The sequence below is a fragment of the Pseudomonas sp. AS2.8 genome (assembly GCF_014190935.1).
In the GTDB taxonomy this organism is placed as follows: Bacteria; Pseudomonadota; Gammaproteobacteria; order Pseudomonadales; family Pseudomonadaceae; genus Chryseomonas.
The window spans coordinates 154,590-171,118 of the sequence record NZ_JACHVV010000004.1 but is presented as its reverse complement, the minus strand read 5'-3'; the positions used below and the strand labels follow the sequence as shown (position 1 = coordinate 171,118).

The window sequence follows — 16,529 nt, the reverse complement described above, 5'->3', positions numbered from 1 at the left end:
GCGCCTGCCTAAGGTGAGGGGAGCCGTCCGCGATGAGAGCGCCATGACTTCCCTGCCTTTCGTTTCCCTTGTGCTTCCCCTGTTGCTGCTGGCCGGTTGGGCGGGTTCGGCCGTCTGGCTGACCGGGCGCCAACGCTATCTGCAACAGCAACTCGACAGCGCCGCCGAGCGTTACGACATGCTGCGCGACGACCTGCAGCGGGCCGAGCTGGCCAATGGTCGCCAGGTGGTGGAGCTGGGCGCCGAGCGCGAACGCACCGCCGCCCTGCAGCGCCAGCTGGAGGTCAATCGCGAGCTGGAAGCCGAGTTGCGCCAGCAGACCCGCCAGGCCCAGTTGCAGGCCGCCGAACAGCACGCCCTGGCCGAGGCCACCCGGGCCCAGCTGCAGGGCATCCAGGAGCAGCTCGCCGAACTGCGCGAGCGCCAGCACCGCGAGCAGCAGCTGCACGCCGAGGTGCAGGAGCGCCATGCGCGCCTGGCCGAAGAGCACGCGACGCTCAAGACCACCCTGGCGCAGAAGGAAGAGCACTTCCAGGTGCAGCAGCAGCTGCTGCGCGAGAGTCGCGAGCAACTCAAGCTGGAATTCGAGCAACTGGCCGGGCGCATCTTCGACGCCAAGGGCCAGGCCTTCGCCCAGCACAGCCAGCAATCCCTGGATGCGCTGCTGCGGCCCTTCCGCGAGCAGATCGAGGGTTTTCGTGCCAAGGTCGAGGACATCCACCACAAGGATGTCCAGCAGCAGGCGGCCCTCGGCCAGCAACTGTTCGACCTCAAGGAGCTCAACCGCCAGATCACCCAGGAGGCCCACGACCTGGCCACCGCCCTGCGCGGTCAGAAGAAGGCCCAGGGCAACTGGGGCGAGCTCATCCTGGAAAACGTGCTGGAACGCTCCGGCCTGCGCGAGGGGCGCGATTTCGTCCGCGAACGCAGCTTCACCACCGAGACCGGCCGGCGGCGGCCGGACGTGCTGGTCCATCTGCCGCAGAAGAAGCACCTGGTGGTGGACGCCAAGGTGTCGCTCAACGCCTATACCCGCTACGTCAACAGCGAAGACGAGGGCGAGCGGCGCCTGGCCCTGGGCGAGCACGTGCGCGCCGTGGGCGAGCGCATTCGCGAACTGGCCGATCGCGAATACTTCAGTCTGCCCGGGCTGAATTCGCCGGAGATGGTCTTCCTGTTCATCCCCATTGAATCGGCCTTCGTCGAGGCGCTCAAGGCCGACGAGAGCCTGTTCCAGCGCGCCATCGAGCAGAATGTCCTGGTAGCCACGCCGACGACGCTGCTGACCAGCCTCAACATCGTCCGCCAGCTCTGGCGCTTCGAAGACCAGAATCGCCACACCGCCGAACTGGCCGAGCGCGCTGGCAAGGTCTACGACAAGCTGCGCACCTTTCTCGGCAGCATGGACGGCATCGGCAAGAGTCTGGACAAGGCCGGCGAAGCCTATCGCAAGGCCTGTGGCCAACTGGTGGGCGGGCCGGGCAACCTGGTCAAGCAGGTGGCCGACTTCAAGGAGCTGGGCGTGGCGGTACGCACCGAGCTGGACGGCCAGTGGACCGAGCGGGCGGAGCTGGAGCTGACGATGGTCGAGCTGGAAGCCGCGGCCGAGTCTTCCGACCAGGGCTGATCCGGCGCTACGGTTTCAGGAGGAGGGCGGGTGCGCCTGACCGGTGCCGGGCGCACCGGTCAGGGCGATGGCGCTTAGTGGTGCTCGCGGGTGGCGCGGAATTTGATCTCCGGCCAGCGCTCTTCCATCAGCGCCAGGTTGACCCGGGTCGGCGCCAGGTAGGTGAGGTGACCGCCACCATCCACTGCCAGATTCTCGAAGGCCTTGTTCTTGAAGTCCTCGAGCTTCTTCTTGTCGTCGCACTCGATCCAGCGCGCCGACCAGACGTTGATGGCCTCGTAGGCGCACTCCACCTTGTATTCTTCCTTCAGGCGGCTGGCGACCACGTCGAACTGCAGCACGCCCACGGCGCCGAGCACGATGTCGTTGTTGCGCTCAGGAAAGAACACCTGGGTGGCGCCTTCCTCGGCCAGTTCCTGCAGCCCCTGGCGCAGCTGCTTGGATTTCAGCGGATCCTTCAGGCGCACGCGGCGGAACAGTTCCGGGGCGAAGTGCGGGATACCGGTGAAGCCCAGCGCTTCGCCTTCGGTGAAGGTGTCGCCGATCTGGATGGTGCCGTGGTTGTGCAGGCCGATGATGTCGCCGGCGAAGGCCTCTTCCAGGTGCTCGCGTTCGCTGGAGAAGAAGGTCAGGGCGTCGGCGATCTTCAGGTCCTTCTTGATCCGCACGTGGCGCAGTTTCATGCCCTTCTCGTACCTGCCCGAGCAGATGCGCATGAAGGCGATGCGGTCGCGGTGCTTGGGATCCATGTTCGCCTGGATCTTGAACACGAAGCCGGAGAACTTCTCTTCCACCGGCTCCACCACCCGCTCGTGGGCGGCGCGCGACAGCGGGCGCGGCGCCCAGTCGACCACGGCGTCGAGCACCTGGTCGACGCCGAAGTTGCCCAGCGCGGTACCAAAGAACACCGGGGTCATCTCGCCGCGCAGGAAGGCCTCGCCATCGAATTCGTGGCAGGCGCCCTGCACCAGCTCCAGCTCCTCGACGAAGCGCTCATAGAGATCGCCCAAATGGGCGCGGGCTTCGTCGGAGTCCAGCTTGTCGATGGTCTTGGTGGCGATGCGCTCGTGGCCATGGCCGGGGGTGTAGACGTAGATGCGGTCGTCCGAGAGGTGGTAGACGCCCTTGAAGTCGCGATAGCTGCCGATCGGCCAGGTGATGGGCGCGGCCTTGATCTTGAGCACCGCCTCGATCTCGTCGAGCAGTTCGATGGGGTCGCGGATGTCACGGTCGAGCTTGTTGATGAAGCTGACGATGGGGGTGTCGCGCAGGCGGCAGACGTCCATCAGGGCGATGGTGCGGGGTTCGACGCCCTTGCCGCCGTCGAGCACCATCAGCGCCGAATCCACCGCGGTCAGGGTGCGGTAGGTGTCTTCGGAGAAGTCTTCGTGGCCGGGGGTGTCGAGCAGGTTGATCATGTGCTCGCGGTAGGGGAACTGCATCACCGAGGTGGTGATGGAGATGCCGCGCTGCTTTTCCATCTCCATCCAGTCGGAGGTCGCATGGCGATCGGATTTGCGCGACTTCACCGTCCCCGCGACGGCGATGGCCTGGCCCATCAGCAGCAGCTTTTCGGTGATGGTGGTCTTGCCCGCGTCGGGGTGGGAAATGATGGCGAAGGTACGGCGCTTGGCGACTTCGGCGGCCTGGGTGGTCATGGATGAACCTGGGCGGGAAGAAAAAAGAGGGGGCGGAGTATAGCAGAGGGCAGCCCCACCGGCTTGAGGTCGGTAGGGCTGCGCCAGGCGTCGATCAGCGCTGCGGCTGGATGTTGCCGTCGCAGAAGGGCGGGGTGCGTTTGCGGCGGACCAGTCGCTTGCCCAGCGCCATGCCCGGGATCTCGATGTACCTGTGGGTCAGACAGGCGAAGGCGAAGACCACCGCCAGTTCCACCACCACCACCAGGTTGTCCAGCACGACGCTGCCGGTGGCGATGTAGCGGATCATGAAGGGCAGCGGCGCGTCGTGGGACGGCGCCACTACCGTGAGGTCCTGGTGCAGCAGCTTGCCCAGCACGATGAAGGCGCTCTTGACCACGAAGATCACCGCGGCGTGGCACAGGTAGATCGAATAGGACAGCACCCCCAGGCGCACGAAGAGGCCGTGATGCAGCACGCTGGAGACCAGGCCGCGCTCGAAGGCGAAGGTGAGGATGGTGACGCAGAACACCAGGGTCGCCAGCACGCCCTTCTTGGGCACCGGCAGATCGGAGGTCATCACCGCGGCGCCAGCGATCAGGCAGGCCAGCTCCAGCAGGGTGCCACCGAATTGCCCCCCGTTGTGCTGCTTGATCCAGACATAGAGGCGATAGGTGCAGGCACCGGCGAAAAAGCATGACAGGCCGCGAAAGATCTCGGTCTTCAGCGGCAGGAAGGGAAACAGCAGTTGCACGAAGGCCAGCAGGGCGATCGCCAGGAACCACTGGCGCTGATGACCCTGGCCCTTGAGCACCAGCAGACCGAAGACCAGATAGAGATAGAACTCGATGCTGATGCTCCAGGACGGGTAGTTGAACGAACCGGTGATGGCCTGGCCCAGCCAGGATTGCAGCAGCAGCAGATTGGGCAGGAATTGCTCGGGCGCGGTGGCGCCGCTGAAAGCCGGATCGTTGAAGCCAACCCCCAGCTTTTCCGCCAACAGGCGGCCGCATTCCAGCAGTACATAGAGCCCGAGCATGGCCAGGTGCAGCGGCAGGATCCGCGCCGCGCGACTGATGGCGAAATCGCGATAGTCGTCCAGGGTACGCAGCCGGTTTTCGTAGGTGTGCATGAGCACGAAACCGCTGAGCACAAAGAAGAATTCAACGAACAGGTAGGCGTTGGCGATCAACGGATTTTCCGAGGCCGCCTGAACGACATAGGTATGGAACAGGACGACGGCGACGGCCAACAGACCGCGAAAGCTATCCAAAGCGACAAATCTTTCCATGGGATATCCCTGAGGGTGCGGCAAGAAAGGCGAACGGATGCAGCGCTGCCGTTAGGGGGAAAGAGCGGAGAGGTAGTGCGGAAAAACGATAGCTGACATGGCATCCTGGCTCTTGAGCATCGCAAGCGTCTTAATAGTCGCACTATTACTTGCTGTTACATTTTGATCGCCAAAAGCCAGCAAGTTCTTGCTGGGCCGTCCCTGGCCCGACGTTTTGTGATTGCAGTCACCGATTTCCAGACAAGTTGTCGCATAGCTGCAAGAAGGCGCCGCCCGTACTGTCCGGCGGCGCTTCGGTCAGCGCGGGCCCAGCGTCTGGCAGTCGGCCGGCTTCACGTACTTCTGCAGCACGCTCCACTGCGGTCGGGGCTTGCCCTTGACCGGTTCGATCGCCAGGGGGTAGTCGCCCCAGTTGGGACCGGCGGCCCAGTACATGGCCGGAATGCAATCCTGGCGCAGCCGGGCCAGCAATCTGTCCATGGCCGCCAGCCAGCGGGGATCGTTGTCCGGCACGCCGAACTCGCCGATGTGACCGCGCTTGCCGTGTTGCTTGAGCCAGGTGATGAAGGGCTCGACTCGGCGGATGCCGACATCCGGGTCGAAGTCGGTCATGTCCTTCTTGAGGTATTTGCCGCCCCCGTCGTTGTCGAAATAGACGTGCGCCGAATAGATCAGGTTGTCGGCTGGGTCCTTGAGGCCGAGCAGCTTGGCGTTGTAGCGCGGCCAGAGATAGCTGCTGGACCAGCCGTTGCCCTCGATCAGGATCGGGCGCGCCCGGTCGACGTCACGCACGGCGTCGATGCCGTGCTGCGCTGCCACCGGCCACTGCTCAACCGCATCGTGGGGCTCGTTCATGATGTCGTAGGCCGCCAGGGCAGGGTGCTCGTGCCAGCGCTGGGCGATGCGCCGCAGGACATCGGCATAGGCCGGATAGGGCACCGCCGCGCTGCCGATGATCTGGCCGCGGTATCTCATGTAGTTGTGCAGATCCAGGATCACGCTCATGCGATAGCGCTTGGCATTGTCCAGGGTCTGGTCGATCAGCTTGGCGTAGGCAGGATCCAGGGGCTGGCCCAGACGCGGCTGCAGGCGCTCCCAGATGACCGGGAAGCGGATCACCCGGATACCCTTGGCCGCCCAGCGCCGGTAATGACCGGCGTCGGGAAAGAAATAGTTGGTACCCGGTTTTCCCGGCAGTACGTGAGGAGCGAAGCCGGCGCCGGAGAAATTCAGACCGACCAGATCGGTGGGGAAGTCCCGCGGAGCGGCCTGGGTGACCGGTGTGGCCGCCAGGCAGCAGAGCAGGGCGAACAGGGTGGTAATAGCGGATTTCAGGCGTAGCGTCATCGGCAAGGTCCCGGACAGTGACGGAAGACGTTGGGTGATCGGGCGCAGGGGCTCGACTCGCCATCAGGCCTGAAGAGACGCCGGGAAGTTGCAGTGCAACGCTCAGAAGGTGCGCCAGGCAACGTTAATGCCGGGCGAAATCAGCGGAAATGCGAGCTGGTAAGGCTGGGGGATAAGGCGAGGCTGGACGTTGGGGCGTCTGGCGAGGCGCGGGATGCAAGACGCTGGAGCGGGTAATGAGCTGCCTGTGACTACTTTCCATCTATTAATGGCGCAGGCAGATCATTCGAAAGCGGTCTTTAGCGACGCAGGCAGATTCCAGCCCACTGCTCGGCTTCGCGGCGGGCCGAAGCCTCGTCGCTGAATTCGGCGATCAGGCCACCGTGCGCATACACCACCACCCAATTTTCCACTTTGGGTTGCAGCAGCATTACGGGGGCAGAGGAGAGAACAGCGGAGTCCAACGATGCACAAGCCGTCATGTCATTCATAACGTTCCCTTTGAAGTTAGCTCGGTGAATAGTCTGTTTTTATAGCGGTACCAGGAATGGCGCTGGGTGCTATCACTGGGCCACCTATTGACCTTGTTATGGCTGAATGATCCCTCAAAGCGTCAGCCACTCGTCGGCATGATAAAGAGGTGCCAAAACCTCGTCACCGCACTGGCTCACAGAAAGATGTTTCAGTTATGACCGTACGTCAGCCGGGCTGTGTGCCGCTCCACGAAACGAGGACGGCTCGCGCCGGTATCTGCGACCAGGTTCGCGCTGGCGCTGTTAAGCAGCTAACAGTAAGGGTATTAAATTTATCGGCACATATTCGCCAGTGGCTCTAGCCCGCGCTTCTTGCCTTTGGCAGAAAAGGAACGCCTCTCGTCCGGGCCTTTCACCCTGTCAAGCCCTGCAGCTTTCGCGATCGGGTTGGCATTGAGCGAGTCTATTGGGTTAGCCTGAAAAGGAGCTGACGAACTATCGACTGCGATGGACGTCAATCTCTTCGGTCGAGACAAGGCGCCATGTCGTTCCCCAGGAGCGACACCCAAGGGCTAGGCAGATCCGAGATCCGCAGTGCCCCGTTGGTCCAGCCGGCATACCCGCCATGCCCTGCTGTGTCTCGACCCTGAACCCGGACAGCCGTCCTGCGCCTCGCGCCTGTCGCGAGGTCCGCACTCGGAAGGCATGCGGCCTGTCCGCCCGTTGAAGGAGCCTGACATGGCGAAGTTCAAGACCCTCCTGCTCGGCACGGCCGTGGGAGTGGTGATCCTGGCACTGCTGGTGCACTGGATCGGTAGGGATACCCTCAGTACCTATCGCGCGGATCTGCTGTTCTATCTCCAGGCCCACCTCTACCTGGTGGCCGTCTCCATGGTTCTGTCGCTGCTGGTAGGACTTCCCGCCGGGATAGTGCTCAGTCGACCGCGATTCGCCCGCAGTGCCGAGCGCTTCATGCAGGTGTTCAACATCGGCAATACCGTGCCGCCGTTGGCGGTGCTGGCCATTGCCCTGGGCATCGTCGGCATCGGCGACGGCCCGGCGATCCTGGCGCTGTTCCTCGCTTCGCTGCTGCCCATCGTGCGCAACACCTACGAAGGGCTGAAGAACGTGCCCGCCTCGCTCAAGGAGGCGGCCACCGGCATCGGCATGACGCCCACCCAGGTGCTGACCAAGGTGGAGCTGCCCAATGCCGTGCCCATCATCATCGGCGGGGTAAGGGTCGCCCTGGCGATCAATGTCGGCACCACGCCGCTGGTGTTCCTGATCGGCGCCAACAGCCTGGGCAGCCTGATCTTTCCCGCCATCGCCCTGGAGAACCAGTCACAGCTGCTGCTGGGCGCCGCCGCCACCGCACTGCTGGCGCTGCTGCTGGATGGCCTGGTGCTGCTCGCCAGTCGCCTCTGGCTGGAACGCGGCCTGGCCCGCTAAGGAGACGAGATGAAGAAGTTGCTTATCGCCCTGGGCGCCGCCTGGTTCGGGCTGACGCTGGCCAGTGGTGCCCAGGCCGATCCGATCCGCATCGGGGCCAAGGTGTTTACCGAGCAGGCCATCCTCGCCGAACTTACCGGACAGTATCTGGCCAGGCACGGTTACCAGCCGGAGATCGTCGGCGGCCTGGGCAGCACCATCGCCTGGAACGGCGTGAAGAACGCCCAGCTCGACCTCACCTGGGAATACACCGGGACCTCGCTGGTGGCCTACAACCATGTCACCGAACGACTGGACAAGGACGCCTCCTACCAGCGGGTCAAGCAGCTGGACGCCAAGGTCGGTCTGGCCTGGCTGGCGCCCACCCGCTTCAACAACACCTATGCCCTGGCGCTGCCGGAGCAGGTCGCCCGGCAGCATCCCGAGCTGAACAGCATCAGCGACCTGGCCGCGCTGCTCAGGGCCGAGGCGGGCAAGCGGCACCTCACCGCGCTGGACATCGAATTCGCCAACCGCTCCGACGGCCTCGCCGGCCTGGTCAAGGCCTACGGCCTGAGCTACACCCGCGATGACATCCGCCAGATGGACCCGGGCCTGGTCTACACCGCCCTGCGCAACGGCCAGGTCTTCACCGGTCTGGTCTACACCACCGACGGCCGCCTGGACGCCTTCAGGCTCAAGGTGCTGGAAGACGACCAGGGCTACTTCCCCGACTACACCGCCGCGCCGGTGGTGAACGCCGGGTACCTGGCCAAGCACCCGGATCTCGCCGCGTTGCTCAAGCCCCTGGCGGAAAGCCTGGACCAGGCCACCATGCGCCAGCTCAACGCCAAGGTGGACATCGAGCGACAGACGCCGGCCCAGGTGGCGCGCGACTTCCTCGCCCAGCACCCCCTAGACGGAGGGCAATGACCCATGGATTTCGTCACCTCCTTCAATCACATCGACTGGTTGCAGGTCCTCGAACTGACCCGCCAGCACATCACCCTGGTAGGCATCGCCGTGACCCTGGCGATCCTGGTGGGCGTGCCCCTGGGCATCCTCATGACCCGCTATCCCTGGCTGGCCGGACCGCTGCAGGCGCTGGCCACGATGGTCATGACGCTGCCCTCCATCGCCCTGTTCGGCCTGCTGCTGCCGTTCTACTCCAAGTTCGGCCAGGGCCTCGGCCCGTTGCCGGCCATCACCGCGGTGTTCCTCTATTCGCTGCTGCCGATCCTGAGAAACACCTACCTGGCGCTGACCAGCGTCGAGCCGGGGATCCGCGAGGCGGGCGCCGGCATCGGCATGACCTTCTGGCAGCGCCTGCGGATGGTCGAGCTGCCCATCGCCCTGCCGGTGATCCTGGCCGGGGTGCGCACCGCCGTGGTCATGAACATCGGTGTCATGACCATCGCCGCCACCATCGGTGCCGGCGGCCTGGGCGTGCTCATCCTCACCGCCATCAGTCGCAGCGACATGGCCACCCTCATCGTCGGCGCCGTGCTGGTCAGCCTGCTGGCCATCGTCGCCGACCTCGTCCTGCAGTGGCTGCAACGCCGCCTCACCCCGCGCGGCCTGCGCAGCGCCTCTTAAGGAGCCCCAGATGATCGAACTCGACCGCCTGACCAAGACCTTCAAGCAGCACGGCAAGGACGTGACCGCGGTGGACGCCGTCAGCCTCACCGTGGAGGAGGGCCAGATCTGCGTCTTCCTCGGCCCCTCCGGCTGCGGCAAGACCACCACCCTGAAGATGATCAACCGCCTGATCGAGCCCACCTCGGGACGGGTGCTGATCAATGGCGAGGACACCACCGGCATCGACGAGGTGACCCTCAGACGCCATATCGGCTACGTGATCCAGCAGATCGGTCTGTTCCCCAACATGACCATCGAGGAAAACATCACCGTGGTGCCCAAGCTGCTGGGCTGGGACAAGAAGAGATGCCGCGAGCGCGCCACCGAGCTGATGAGCATGGTGCAGCTCGAACCCAAGCAGTACCTGTCGCGCTATCCGCGCGAACTGTCCGGCGGCCAGCAGCAGCGCATCGGCGTGATCCGCGCTCTGGCGGCCGAGGCGCCGCTGCTGCTGATGGACGAACCCTTCGGCGCGGTGGACCCGATCAACCGCGACGCCATCCAGAACGAGTTCTTCCAGATGCAGCGGGCGCTGAACAAGACGGTGATCATGGTCAGCCATGACATCGACGAAGCCATCCGCCTGGGCGACAAGATCGCCGTGTTCCGTGGCGGCCGGCTGGTGCAGTTCGACCATCCGGACACCCTGCTGGCCCATCCCAAGGACGAGTTCGTCAGCAACTTCGTCGGCCAAGACAGCACCCTCAAGCGCCTCTTGCTGATCCGCGCCGAGGATGCGGCCGACAACGCGCCCTCGATCCAGGCCGAGACCCTGATCGGCGATGCCGTGGAATTGATGGAGGAACACGACCGCCGCCACGTGGTGGTGACGGATGCCGCCAACAAGGGCCTGGGCTATGTGCGTCGGCGCGACCTGCGTGGCCAGAGCGGACCGGTGGCGCCCTTCGTCACCCCGTTCAGGGCCACCGCGGCCTTCGACGAACACCTGCGCATCCTGCTGTCGCGCATGTACCAGTTCAACAGCTCCTGGCTGCCGGTGCTCAGCGCCGACAACGACTTCCTCGGCGAGGTCACCCAGGAGTCCATCGCCGACTATCTCAGCAGTGGTCGGTCGCGGGGCAAGACCACCATCGTCTCGCCGGCGGAGCAGGTGGCGGGGTAGGGAAGGGCAGTAAGCACCGATCAACTGATCGGTGCCGACGGGACGATCAGGGGCGGATCTCGATCAGGGTGCCGTCCTTGACCAGGCCCCAGACCTCGCGCATGTCGTGGTTGGTCATGGCGATGCAGCCCTCGGTCCAGTTCAGCGAGTTGAAGTACCACTCCGGGTACTCCTCGTCGATGGGCGTGCCGTGCAGCATGATCATGCTGCCGGGACGCACGCCGGCCTGGGTGGCGCGGACCAGGTCCTCGCGATTGGGATAGGAGATGTGCATGGCCAGGTTGAACTTGTCGCTGGTCTTGCGCCAGTCGATCCAGTAGAAGCCTTCCGGGGTACGCTTGTCGCCCTCGCGCAGCTTGGGGCCGCGGGGATTCTTGCCCAGCGAGATGCGATAGGACTTCATCACGGTATCGCCGCTGAGTAGTTGCAGCTGATTGCGCGACTTGATGACCAGCACCTTGTCGATCAGCGGCGCGGCCGGCTGGCGAATCACCGTGACGCTGGTGCTGGCCTGGGCCAGCTGGGGAAGCAACGAACCGCACAGCACATAGCAGAGCGCCAACAACAGGTGCAACGGACGCATGTCAGGTAGATCCTCGGAAGAGCTCAGGCAGGCTTGGGTGCGACCACCATGGGCGCCATGCCCTCATGGCGCAGTGAAAACTCGCCGCGCTGGCGGTCGGCGAAAAAGCATTCTAGTGTCCGCTTGATGGTCGGAAAAGCCAGAGACGACCAGGGGATATCGGCTTCGTCCAGAAGGCGCACGTCCAGGCTTTCCTCGCCGACGCCAAAGCGGCCGTCGACCAGCTCGCCGCGGAACAGCATGTAGATCTGGTCGATGTGCGGCAGGTCGAAGAGGGTATAGAGCTCCAGGCCCTGCACCTGCGCGCCGGCTTCCTCGAAGGTCTCGCGGGCGGCGGCCTCGGTGGTGGTCTCGCCGTTTTCCATGAAGCCCGCCGGCAGCGTCCAGTAACCCTTGCGCGGCTCGATGGCGCGCTGGCAGAGCAACACCTTGCCCTCCCAGGTCGCCAGGCAGCCGGCCACCACCCGTGGATTCTGATAATGCACTGCGCCGCACTGGCTGCAGACCAGGCGCATCCGGTTGTCACCCGCGGGAATGCGTTCTTCCAGAAGTCCGCCACAGTGATTGCAATGCTTCATGGTTCATCCTCGTTTTGCTGCAGTGTGCCGGGGCGCTCCCGGGGCTCGCAAGCGATGGCTGGGCTTGGGATTGCCCGACGGGCGTGCCATGATCCAGGGGATACGATGAGCAAGGGAGAATTCCGGCGTGGATGAGTTGCTCCAGCGCCTGCGTCACTACCAGCCGCGCACCCTGAGCGGCACCGAAAGCTACCAGGAAGCGGCGGTGCTGGTCCCCATCATTCGCGGCGAGCATCCCGAGTTGCTGCTCACCCTGAGGGCCAGCAACCTGTCCACCCACGGTGGCGAGGTGGCCCTGCCGGGTGGCCGGCGCGATCCCGAGGACGCCGATCTGGTCGCCACCGCCCTGCGCGAGGCCGAGGAAGAGGTCGGACTGCCACCGGGCCTGGTGGAGGTGATCGCGCCCCTGAGTCCGCTGGTGTCGCGCTACGGCCTGGCGGTGACCCCCATCGTCGCGCTGATTCCGGATCAGCTCGAATACATCCCCAGCGAAGCCGAGATCGCCGCGATCTTCACCGTGCCCCTGCAGTTCTTCTGCGAGGTGCCGCCGGATTTCACCCTCAGGGTCGATCACGACGGCCGGCGCTGGCAGGTGCCCAGCTATCAATATGGCGAGCACCGCATCTGGGGGCTGACGGCGGTGATCATCGTCGAACTGGTCAACCTGCTGTACGACGCCGGTATCGTGCTCAAGGCACCGCCCAGGCGGGATTGAGCGGTATCGGCAAGGTAAAGGCACATGCCAAGACTGCCATTAACGGGCACAATGCGCGGCCATTCGAGGGAAGCCGCATGACTACCGCCGATTCACCCGTGCGTTCGCCCTGCGTCCATGTCTGTGCCCTGGACGAACAGGACATCTGCATCGGTTGCCAGCGCAGCGCCGCCGAGATCACTCGCTGGATGTCCATGAGCGACAGCGAGCGCCGCGAGGTGCTGCTGCGCTGCGACGAGCGGGCGCGGGCGGGCGGTGCGGCCTTCCTGACCTGACATCAGCCGGAGAGATCTGTCATGCCCCGTATCGGTACCCCCCTGTCCCCCAGCGCCACCCGCGTGCTGCTCTGCGGCTCCGGCGAACTGGGCAAGGAAGTCGTCATCGAACTGCAGCGCCTGGGCGTCGAGGTCATCGCCGTGGATCGCTACGCCGATGCCCCGGCCATGCAGGTCGCCCACCGCAGCCACGTCATCGACATGCTCGACGGCGCCGCCCTGCGCGCGGTGATCGAGCGCGAGCAGCCGCACTTCATCGTGCCGGAAATCGAAGCCATCGCCACCGCCACCCTGGTGGAGCTGGAAGGCGAAGGCTATACCGTGGTGCCCACCGCCCGTGCCGCCCAGCTGACCATGAATCGCGAAGGCATCCGCCGCCTCGCCGCCGAGGAGCTGGGCCTGCCCACCTCGCCCTATCATTTCGCCGACACCTACGAAGACTATGCCGCCGCCGCCGAGGCGCTGGGCTATCCCTGCGTGGTCAAGCCGATCATGAGCTCCTCGGGCAAGGGCCAGAGCCTGCTGCGCAGCGCCGATGAACTGCAGGCCGCCTGGCAGTACGCCCAGGAAGGCGGGCGCGCCGGCAAGGGCCGGGTGATCGTCGAGGGCTTCGTCGATTTCGACTACGAGATCACCCTGCTGACCGTGCGCCACGTCGGCGGCACCTCCTTCTGCGCGCCGGTCGGGCATCGCCAGGTCAAGGGCGACTACCACGAGTCCTGGCAGCCCCAGGCCATGAGCGAACAGGCCCTGGCGGAATCCGAGTGGGTCGCCCGCGCGGTCACCGAGGCCCTGGGCGGTCGTGGCCTGTTCGGCGTGGAGCTGTTCGTCAAGGGCGACCAGGTCTGGTTCAGCGAGGTCTCGCCGCGGCCCCACGACACCGGCCTGGTGACCCTGATCTCCCAGGACCTCTCCGAATTCGCCCTGCATGCCCGGGCCATCCTCGGTCTGCCGATTCCCACCATCCGCCAGTTCGGCCCCTCGGCTTCGGCGGTGATCCTGGTGGACGGCGATTCGCGCCAGACCGCCTTCGCCAACCTGGGTGCGGCCCTTGCCGAGCCCGACACCGCGCTGCGCCTGTTCGGCAAGCCCGAGGTCAAGGGGCAGCGGCGCATGGGCGTCGCCCTGGCTCGCGACGAAAGCATCGAAGCCGCACGGGCCAAGGCCGTGCGCGCGTCCCAGGCGGTGAAGGTCGAGCTGTAACGCCGGCTGCGCCCCACGAAAAAGGGCCCCGCGGGGCCCTTTTTAATCAGCTGGAGAATCTACAGCGACTGGTCGCGCGTCTCGCGCATGCAGAGCACCGCCACCAGGCTGATGGCCGCCGCTGCCGAGACATAGCCGCCCACCCAGCTCAGGCCACCGGCCTCCACCAGTTGCTGCGCGGCATAGGGCGCCAGGGAGGCGCCGAGGATGCCGCCCAGGTTGTAGGCCGCCGAGGCACCGGTGTAGCGCACCCGGGTGGGAAAGATTTCCGGCAGCAGGGCGCCCATGGGGCCGAAGGTCATGCCCATGAGAAACAGCTCCAGGGCCAGGAACAGGCCGACCGCCTGGCTGGAGCCGTGGGTCAGCAGCGGCTCCATGGCGAAGCCCGACAGCAGGGCGGCGATGGCGCTCACCGCCAGTACCGGCTTGCGGCCGAAGCGATCCGCCAGCCAGGCCGACAGCGGCGTGGCCAGGGCCATGAACAGCACGGCCACGCAGAGCAGGCCGAGGAATTCCTGGCGGCTGTAGCCGAGGTTCTTCACCCCGTAGCTCAGCGAGAACACCGTGGAGATGTAGAACAGGGCGTAGCACACCACCATGCTCAGGGCGCCCAGCAGCACCGCCTTGCCGTGCTTGCCGAAGGTCTCGACCATGGGCAGGCGCAGCTTCTCGCGGCGGGCCATGGCCTCGGCGAACACCGGCGTCTCGTGCAGCGACAACCGCACATAGAGACCGACCACCACCAGCAGGGCGCTGAGCAGGAAGGGGATGCGCCAGCCCCAGGCACGGAATTGCTCGTCGTCCAGCAGCAGCGCCAGGGCCAGGAACAGGCCGTTGGCCATGAGAAAGCCGATGGAGGGGCCGAGCTGGGGGAACATGCCGAACCAGGCGCGCTTGCCGGGTGGGGCGTTCTCGGTGGCCAGCAGCGCCGCGCCACCCCATTCGCCACCCAGGCCCAGGCCCTGGCCGAATCTCAGCAGGCAGAGCAGGATCGGAGCCCAGACGCCGATGCTGGCATAGCCGGGCAGGAGGCCGATCAGGGTGGTGGAGATGCCCATCAGCAGCAGCGAGGCCACCAGGGTGGACTTGCGGCCGATGCGATCGCCGAAGTGGCCGAACAGCAGCGAGCCCAGGGGGCGCGCCAGGAAGGCGATGCCGAAGGTGATGAAGGCGCTGAGGGTCTGGGCCATGCCCGCGCCCTGGGGAAAGAATACCGGGCCGATCACCAGGGCCGCGGCCGTGGCATAGACGTAGAAGTCGTAGAACTCGATGGCGGTGCCGATGAAGCTGGCGGTGGCCACACGGGTGGGGGAATTGCGCGGCACGGAGGTGGGCGCGTCGAAGGCGGCAGCGGTCGTGGACATGCAGGGGTACCGGGCAGTCGTTCTTGTAGGAGGCGTCTGCCGGAGCGGCCCGATGGGGCAGCGGCTGTCCGAGGATGGGGACGGGCGGGACGACCTGTTATGACGTGCCGGGCGCGAAGCGGCTGTTGGCCGGGTCGCGCCGAACGTGGTTCGGTCGCCTGATTATGCAGGTAGTGGAACGACGACTGTCAACGATGCAGGATGAATTCCCGCACCAGCTTGCTTCCGAAGTAGGCCAGCATCAGCAGGATGAAGCCCAGCAACGTCCAGCGGATCGCCGTATGACCGCGCCAGCCCAGGCGATGACGTCCCCACAGCAGGATGCCAAACACCACCCAGGCGATGCAGGAGAGCACCGTCTTGTGGATCAGGTGCTGGGCGAACATGTCCTCGACAAAGAACCAGCCGGAGATCAGCGCCAGTGACAGCACCACCCAGCCGGCCCAGAGAAAGCCGAACAGCAGACTTTCCATGGTTTGTAGCGGCGGAAAGCTGCGGATCAGGCCGGACGGATGCTTGTTCTTGAGCTGATGGTTCTGCAACAGCACCAGGCAGGACTGCAGCACCGCCAGGGTGAAGAGCCCGTAGGCGATGATCGACAGCAGCACGTGCACGACGATCTTGGGCGACACGTCCAGCGGCGTCACGGTGCCCGGCGGCACGAATTCGGCCAGCAGCGCGGTGATGGCGCCGAGGGGATAGACCAGCACCAGCAAGGGTTGCAGCGGCATGCGCAGACAGCCGATGAGCATCAGCGCGATGGCGGTCGCCGAGATCAGGCTGGAGGCGTCGAAGAAGTCCAGGCTCAGGGTCGGCTCGAGGATCAGCTGCAGGTAGACGGCCAGGGCGTGGGGCAGCAGGGCCAGGATGCCGGCGCCTAGGACCAGGGGCTTGTTCGATGGCTGTTTGCGCAGCAGGCAACTGCCCTGGTAGAGGGTCGCGAGCAGATAGAGGGCGGCGGCCAGGAGGGTGGGCAGCAGGGCGTGCATGGTCCGGTTTCAGCAGAGCGGAAAGCAGGCGAGTGTGGCACAGACAGGGCGGTACAGAAAGTCTGAGCCGCGCCCTGGCGCCGGCTGGCCAGACCGGGCGAACCCTGGCCGCCAGCGGGTGGTCCCAAGAGGTACATATCTTGAAGAGGTCACGACCATGCTTAAATTTCTCGGCGGTACCATGGGCATCATCTTTCTGATCGGCCTGGTGGTGGTCATCGGCATCTTCTCGCTGATCTTCTGATCCCGTCCCCGGAG

The 16,529-nt window shown here is 65.3% G+C and carries 16 protein-coding genes and 1 pseudogene; 9 read left to right on the top strand and 8 right to left on the bottom strand.

Going from position 1 to position 16,529, the window contains the following annotated elements; translation table 11 throughout:
* Positions 1 to 43 precede the first annotated feature (43 nt).
* Positions 44 to 1,627 (top strand): DNA recombination protein RmuC, encoded by a 1,584-nt coding sequence (gene rmuC, locus FHR73_RS17490; protein ID WP_183632966.1) that lies wholly within the window; start codon positions 44 to 46, stop codon positions 1,625 to 1,627.
* 74 nt (positions 1,628 to 1,701) lie between these two features.
* Here rmuC and FHR73_RS17485 read toward each other — a convergent pair whose 3' ends face one another.
* From FHR73_RS17485 to FHR73_RS17470, 4 genes are all read right to left on the bottom strand, one after another.
* Positions 1,702 to 3,285 carry a peptide chain release factor 3 gene (locus tag FHR73_RS17485; protein WP_183632965.1) on the bottom strand — a complete coding sequence of 528 codons (1,584 nt, stop codon included), beginning with the start codon at positions 3,283 to 3,285 and terminating at the stop codon, positions 1,702 to 1,704.
* A 94-nt stretch (positions 3,286 to 3,379) separates the two neighbouring features.
* On the bottom strand, positions 3,380 to 4,555 hold the full coding sequence (locus FHR73_RS17480; RefSeq protein WP_183632964.1) for an acyltransferase: 1,176 nt from the start codon (positions 4,553 to 4,555) through the stop codon (positions 3,380 to 3,382).
* Between the two features lie 297 nt (positions 4,556 to 4,852).
* Positions 4,853 to 5,902, bottom strand: coding sequence for a glycoside hydrolase family 5 protein (locus FHR73_RS17475; protein WP_183632963.1), 1,050 nt, complete (start codon positions 5,900 to 5,902; stop codon positions 4,853 to 4,855).
* A 299-nt stretch (positions 5,903 to 6,201) separates the two neighbouring features.
* Entirely contained in the window at positions 6,202 to 6,393 is a 192-nt protein-coding gene (locus FHR73_RS17470) for a hypothetical protein (RefSeq protein ID WP_132832793.1), read from the bottom strand.
* Positions 6,394 to 7,113: 720 nt separating this feature from the next.
* Here FHR73_RS17470 and FHR73_RS17465 point away from each other — a divergent pair.
* Genes FHR73_RS17465 through FHR73_RS17450 form a run of 4 tightly spaced genes read left to right on the top strand, consistent with a single transcriptional unit; the run spans position 7,114 to position 10,564 of the window.
* Entirely contained in the window at positions 7,114 to 7,824 is a 711-nt protein-coding gene (locus tag FHR73_RS17465; protein ID WP_183632962.1) for an ABC transporter permease, read from the top strand.
* A 9-nt stretch (positions 7,825 to 7,833) separates the two neighbouring features.
* The gene (locus tag FHR73_RS17460) at positions 7,834 to 8,736 is read left to right on the top strand and encodes a glycine betaine ABC transporter substrate-binding protein (protein ID WP_183632960.1); all 903 of its coding nucleotides are present in this window, start codon (positions 7,834 to 7,836) and stop codon (positions 8,734 to 8,736) included.
* Positions 8,737 to 8,739: 3 nt separating this feature from the next.
* Entirely contained in the window at positions 8,740 to 9,399 is a 660-nt protein-coding gene (locus FHR73_RS17455; RefSeq protein WP_183632958.1) for an ABC transporter permease, read from the top strand.
* 10 nt (positions 9,400 to 9,409) lie between these two features.
* Positions 9,410 to 10,564, top strand: a complete 1,155-nt coding sequence (locus FHR73_RS17450) for an ABC transporter ATP-binding protein (RefSeq protein WP_183632957.1) — start codon at positions 9,410 to 9,412, stop codon at positions 10,562 to 10,564.
* A 46-nt stretch (positions 10,565 to 10,610) separates the two neighbouring features.
* Here the strand turns inward: FHR73_RS17450 and FHR73_RS17445 are convergent.
* Positions 10,611 to 11,033, bottom strand: a pseudogene (locus FHR73_RS17445) (murein L,D-transpeptidase family protein); the annotation flags it as partial.
* Between the two features lie 137 nt (positions 11,034 to 11,170).
* The gene (locus FHR73_RS17440) at positions 11,171 to 11,725 is read right to left on the bottom strand and encodes an NUDIX hydrolase (protein WP_183632955.1); all 555 of its coding nucleotides are present in this window, start codon (positions 11,723 to 11,725) and stop codon (positions 11,171 to 11,173) included.
* A gap of 127 nt (positions 11,726 to 11,852) precedes the next feature.
* Between FHR73_RS17440 and FHR73_RS17435 the strand changes: the two genes are divergently transcribed.
* The 3 genes from FHR73_RS17435 to purT all read left to right on the top strand — a co-directional run bounded on the left by FHR73_RS17435 (position 11,853) and on the right by purT (position 13,918).
* On the top strand, positions 11,853 to 12,440 hold the full coding sequence (locus tag FHR73_RS17435; RefSeq protein WP_183632954.1) for a CoA pyrophosphatase: 588 nt from the start codon (positions 11,853 to 11,855) through the stop codon (positions 12,438 to 12,440).
* Between the two features lie 77 nt (positions 12,441 to 12,517).
* Positions 12,518 to 12,715 carry a DUF1289 domain-containing protein gene (locus FHR73_RS17430; RefSeq protein WP_058792006.1) on the top strand — a complete coding sequence of 66 codons (198 nt, stop codon included), beginning with the start codon at positions 12,518 to 12,520 and terminating at the stop codon, positions 12,713 to 12,715.
* A 21-nt stretch (positions 12,716 to 12,736) separates the two neighbouring features.
* The gene (purT, locus tag FHR73_RS17425; protein ID WP_183632953.1) at positions 12,737 to 13,918 is read left to right on the top strand and encodes a formate-dependent phosphoribosylglycinamide formyltransferase; all 1,182 of its coding nucleotides are present in this window, start codon (positions 12,737 to 12,739) and stop codon (positions 13,916 to 13,918) included.
* 59 nt (positions 13,919 to 13,977) lie between these two features.
* Here the strand turns inward: purT and FHR73_RS17420 are convergent, their stop codons facing one another.
* Both FHR73_RS17420 and FHR73_RS17415 read right to left on the bottom strand, forming a co-directional pair.
* On the bottom strand, positions 13,978 to 15,282 hold the full coding sequence (locus FHR73_RS17420) for an MFS transporter (protein WP_133862630.1): 1,305 nt from the start codon (positions 15,280 to 15,282) through the stop codon (positions 13,978 to 13,980).
* A 188-nt stretch (positions 15,283 to 15,470) separates the two neighbouring features.
* Entirely contained in the window at positions 15,471 to 16,271 is an 801-nt protein-coding gene (locus FHR73_RS17415; RefSeq protein WP_183632952.1) for an inner membrane protein YpjD, read from the bottom strand.
* Between FHR73_RS17415 and FHR73_RS17410 the strand changes: the two genes are divergently transcribed.
* On the top strand, positions 16,270 to 16,515 hold the full coding sequence (locus FHR73_RS17410; RefSeq protein WP_183632948.1) for a hypothetical protein: 246 nt from the start codon (positions 16,270 to 16,272) through the stop codon (positions 16,513 to 16,515). The two genes, FHR73_RS17415 and FHR73_RS17410, sit on opposite strands and share 2 nt — an antisense overlap.
* Positions 16,516 to 16,529: the final 14 nt, after the last annotated feature.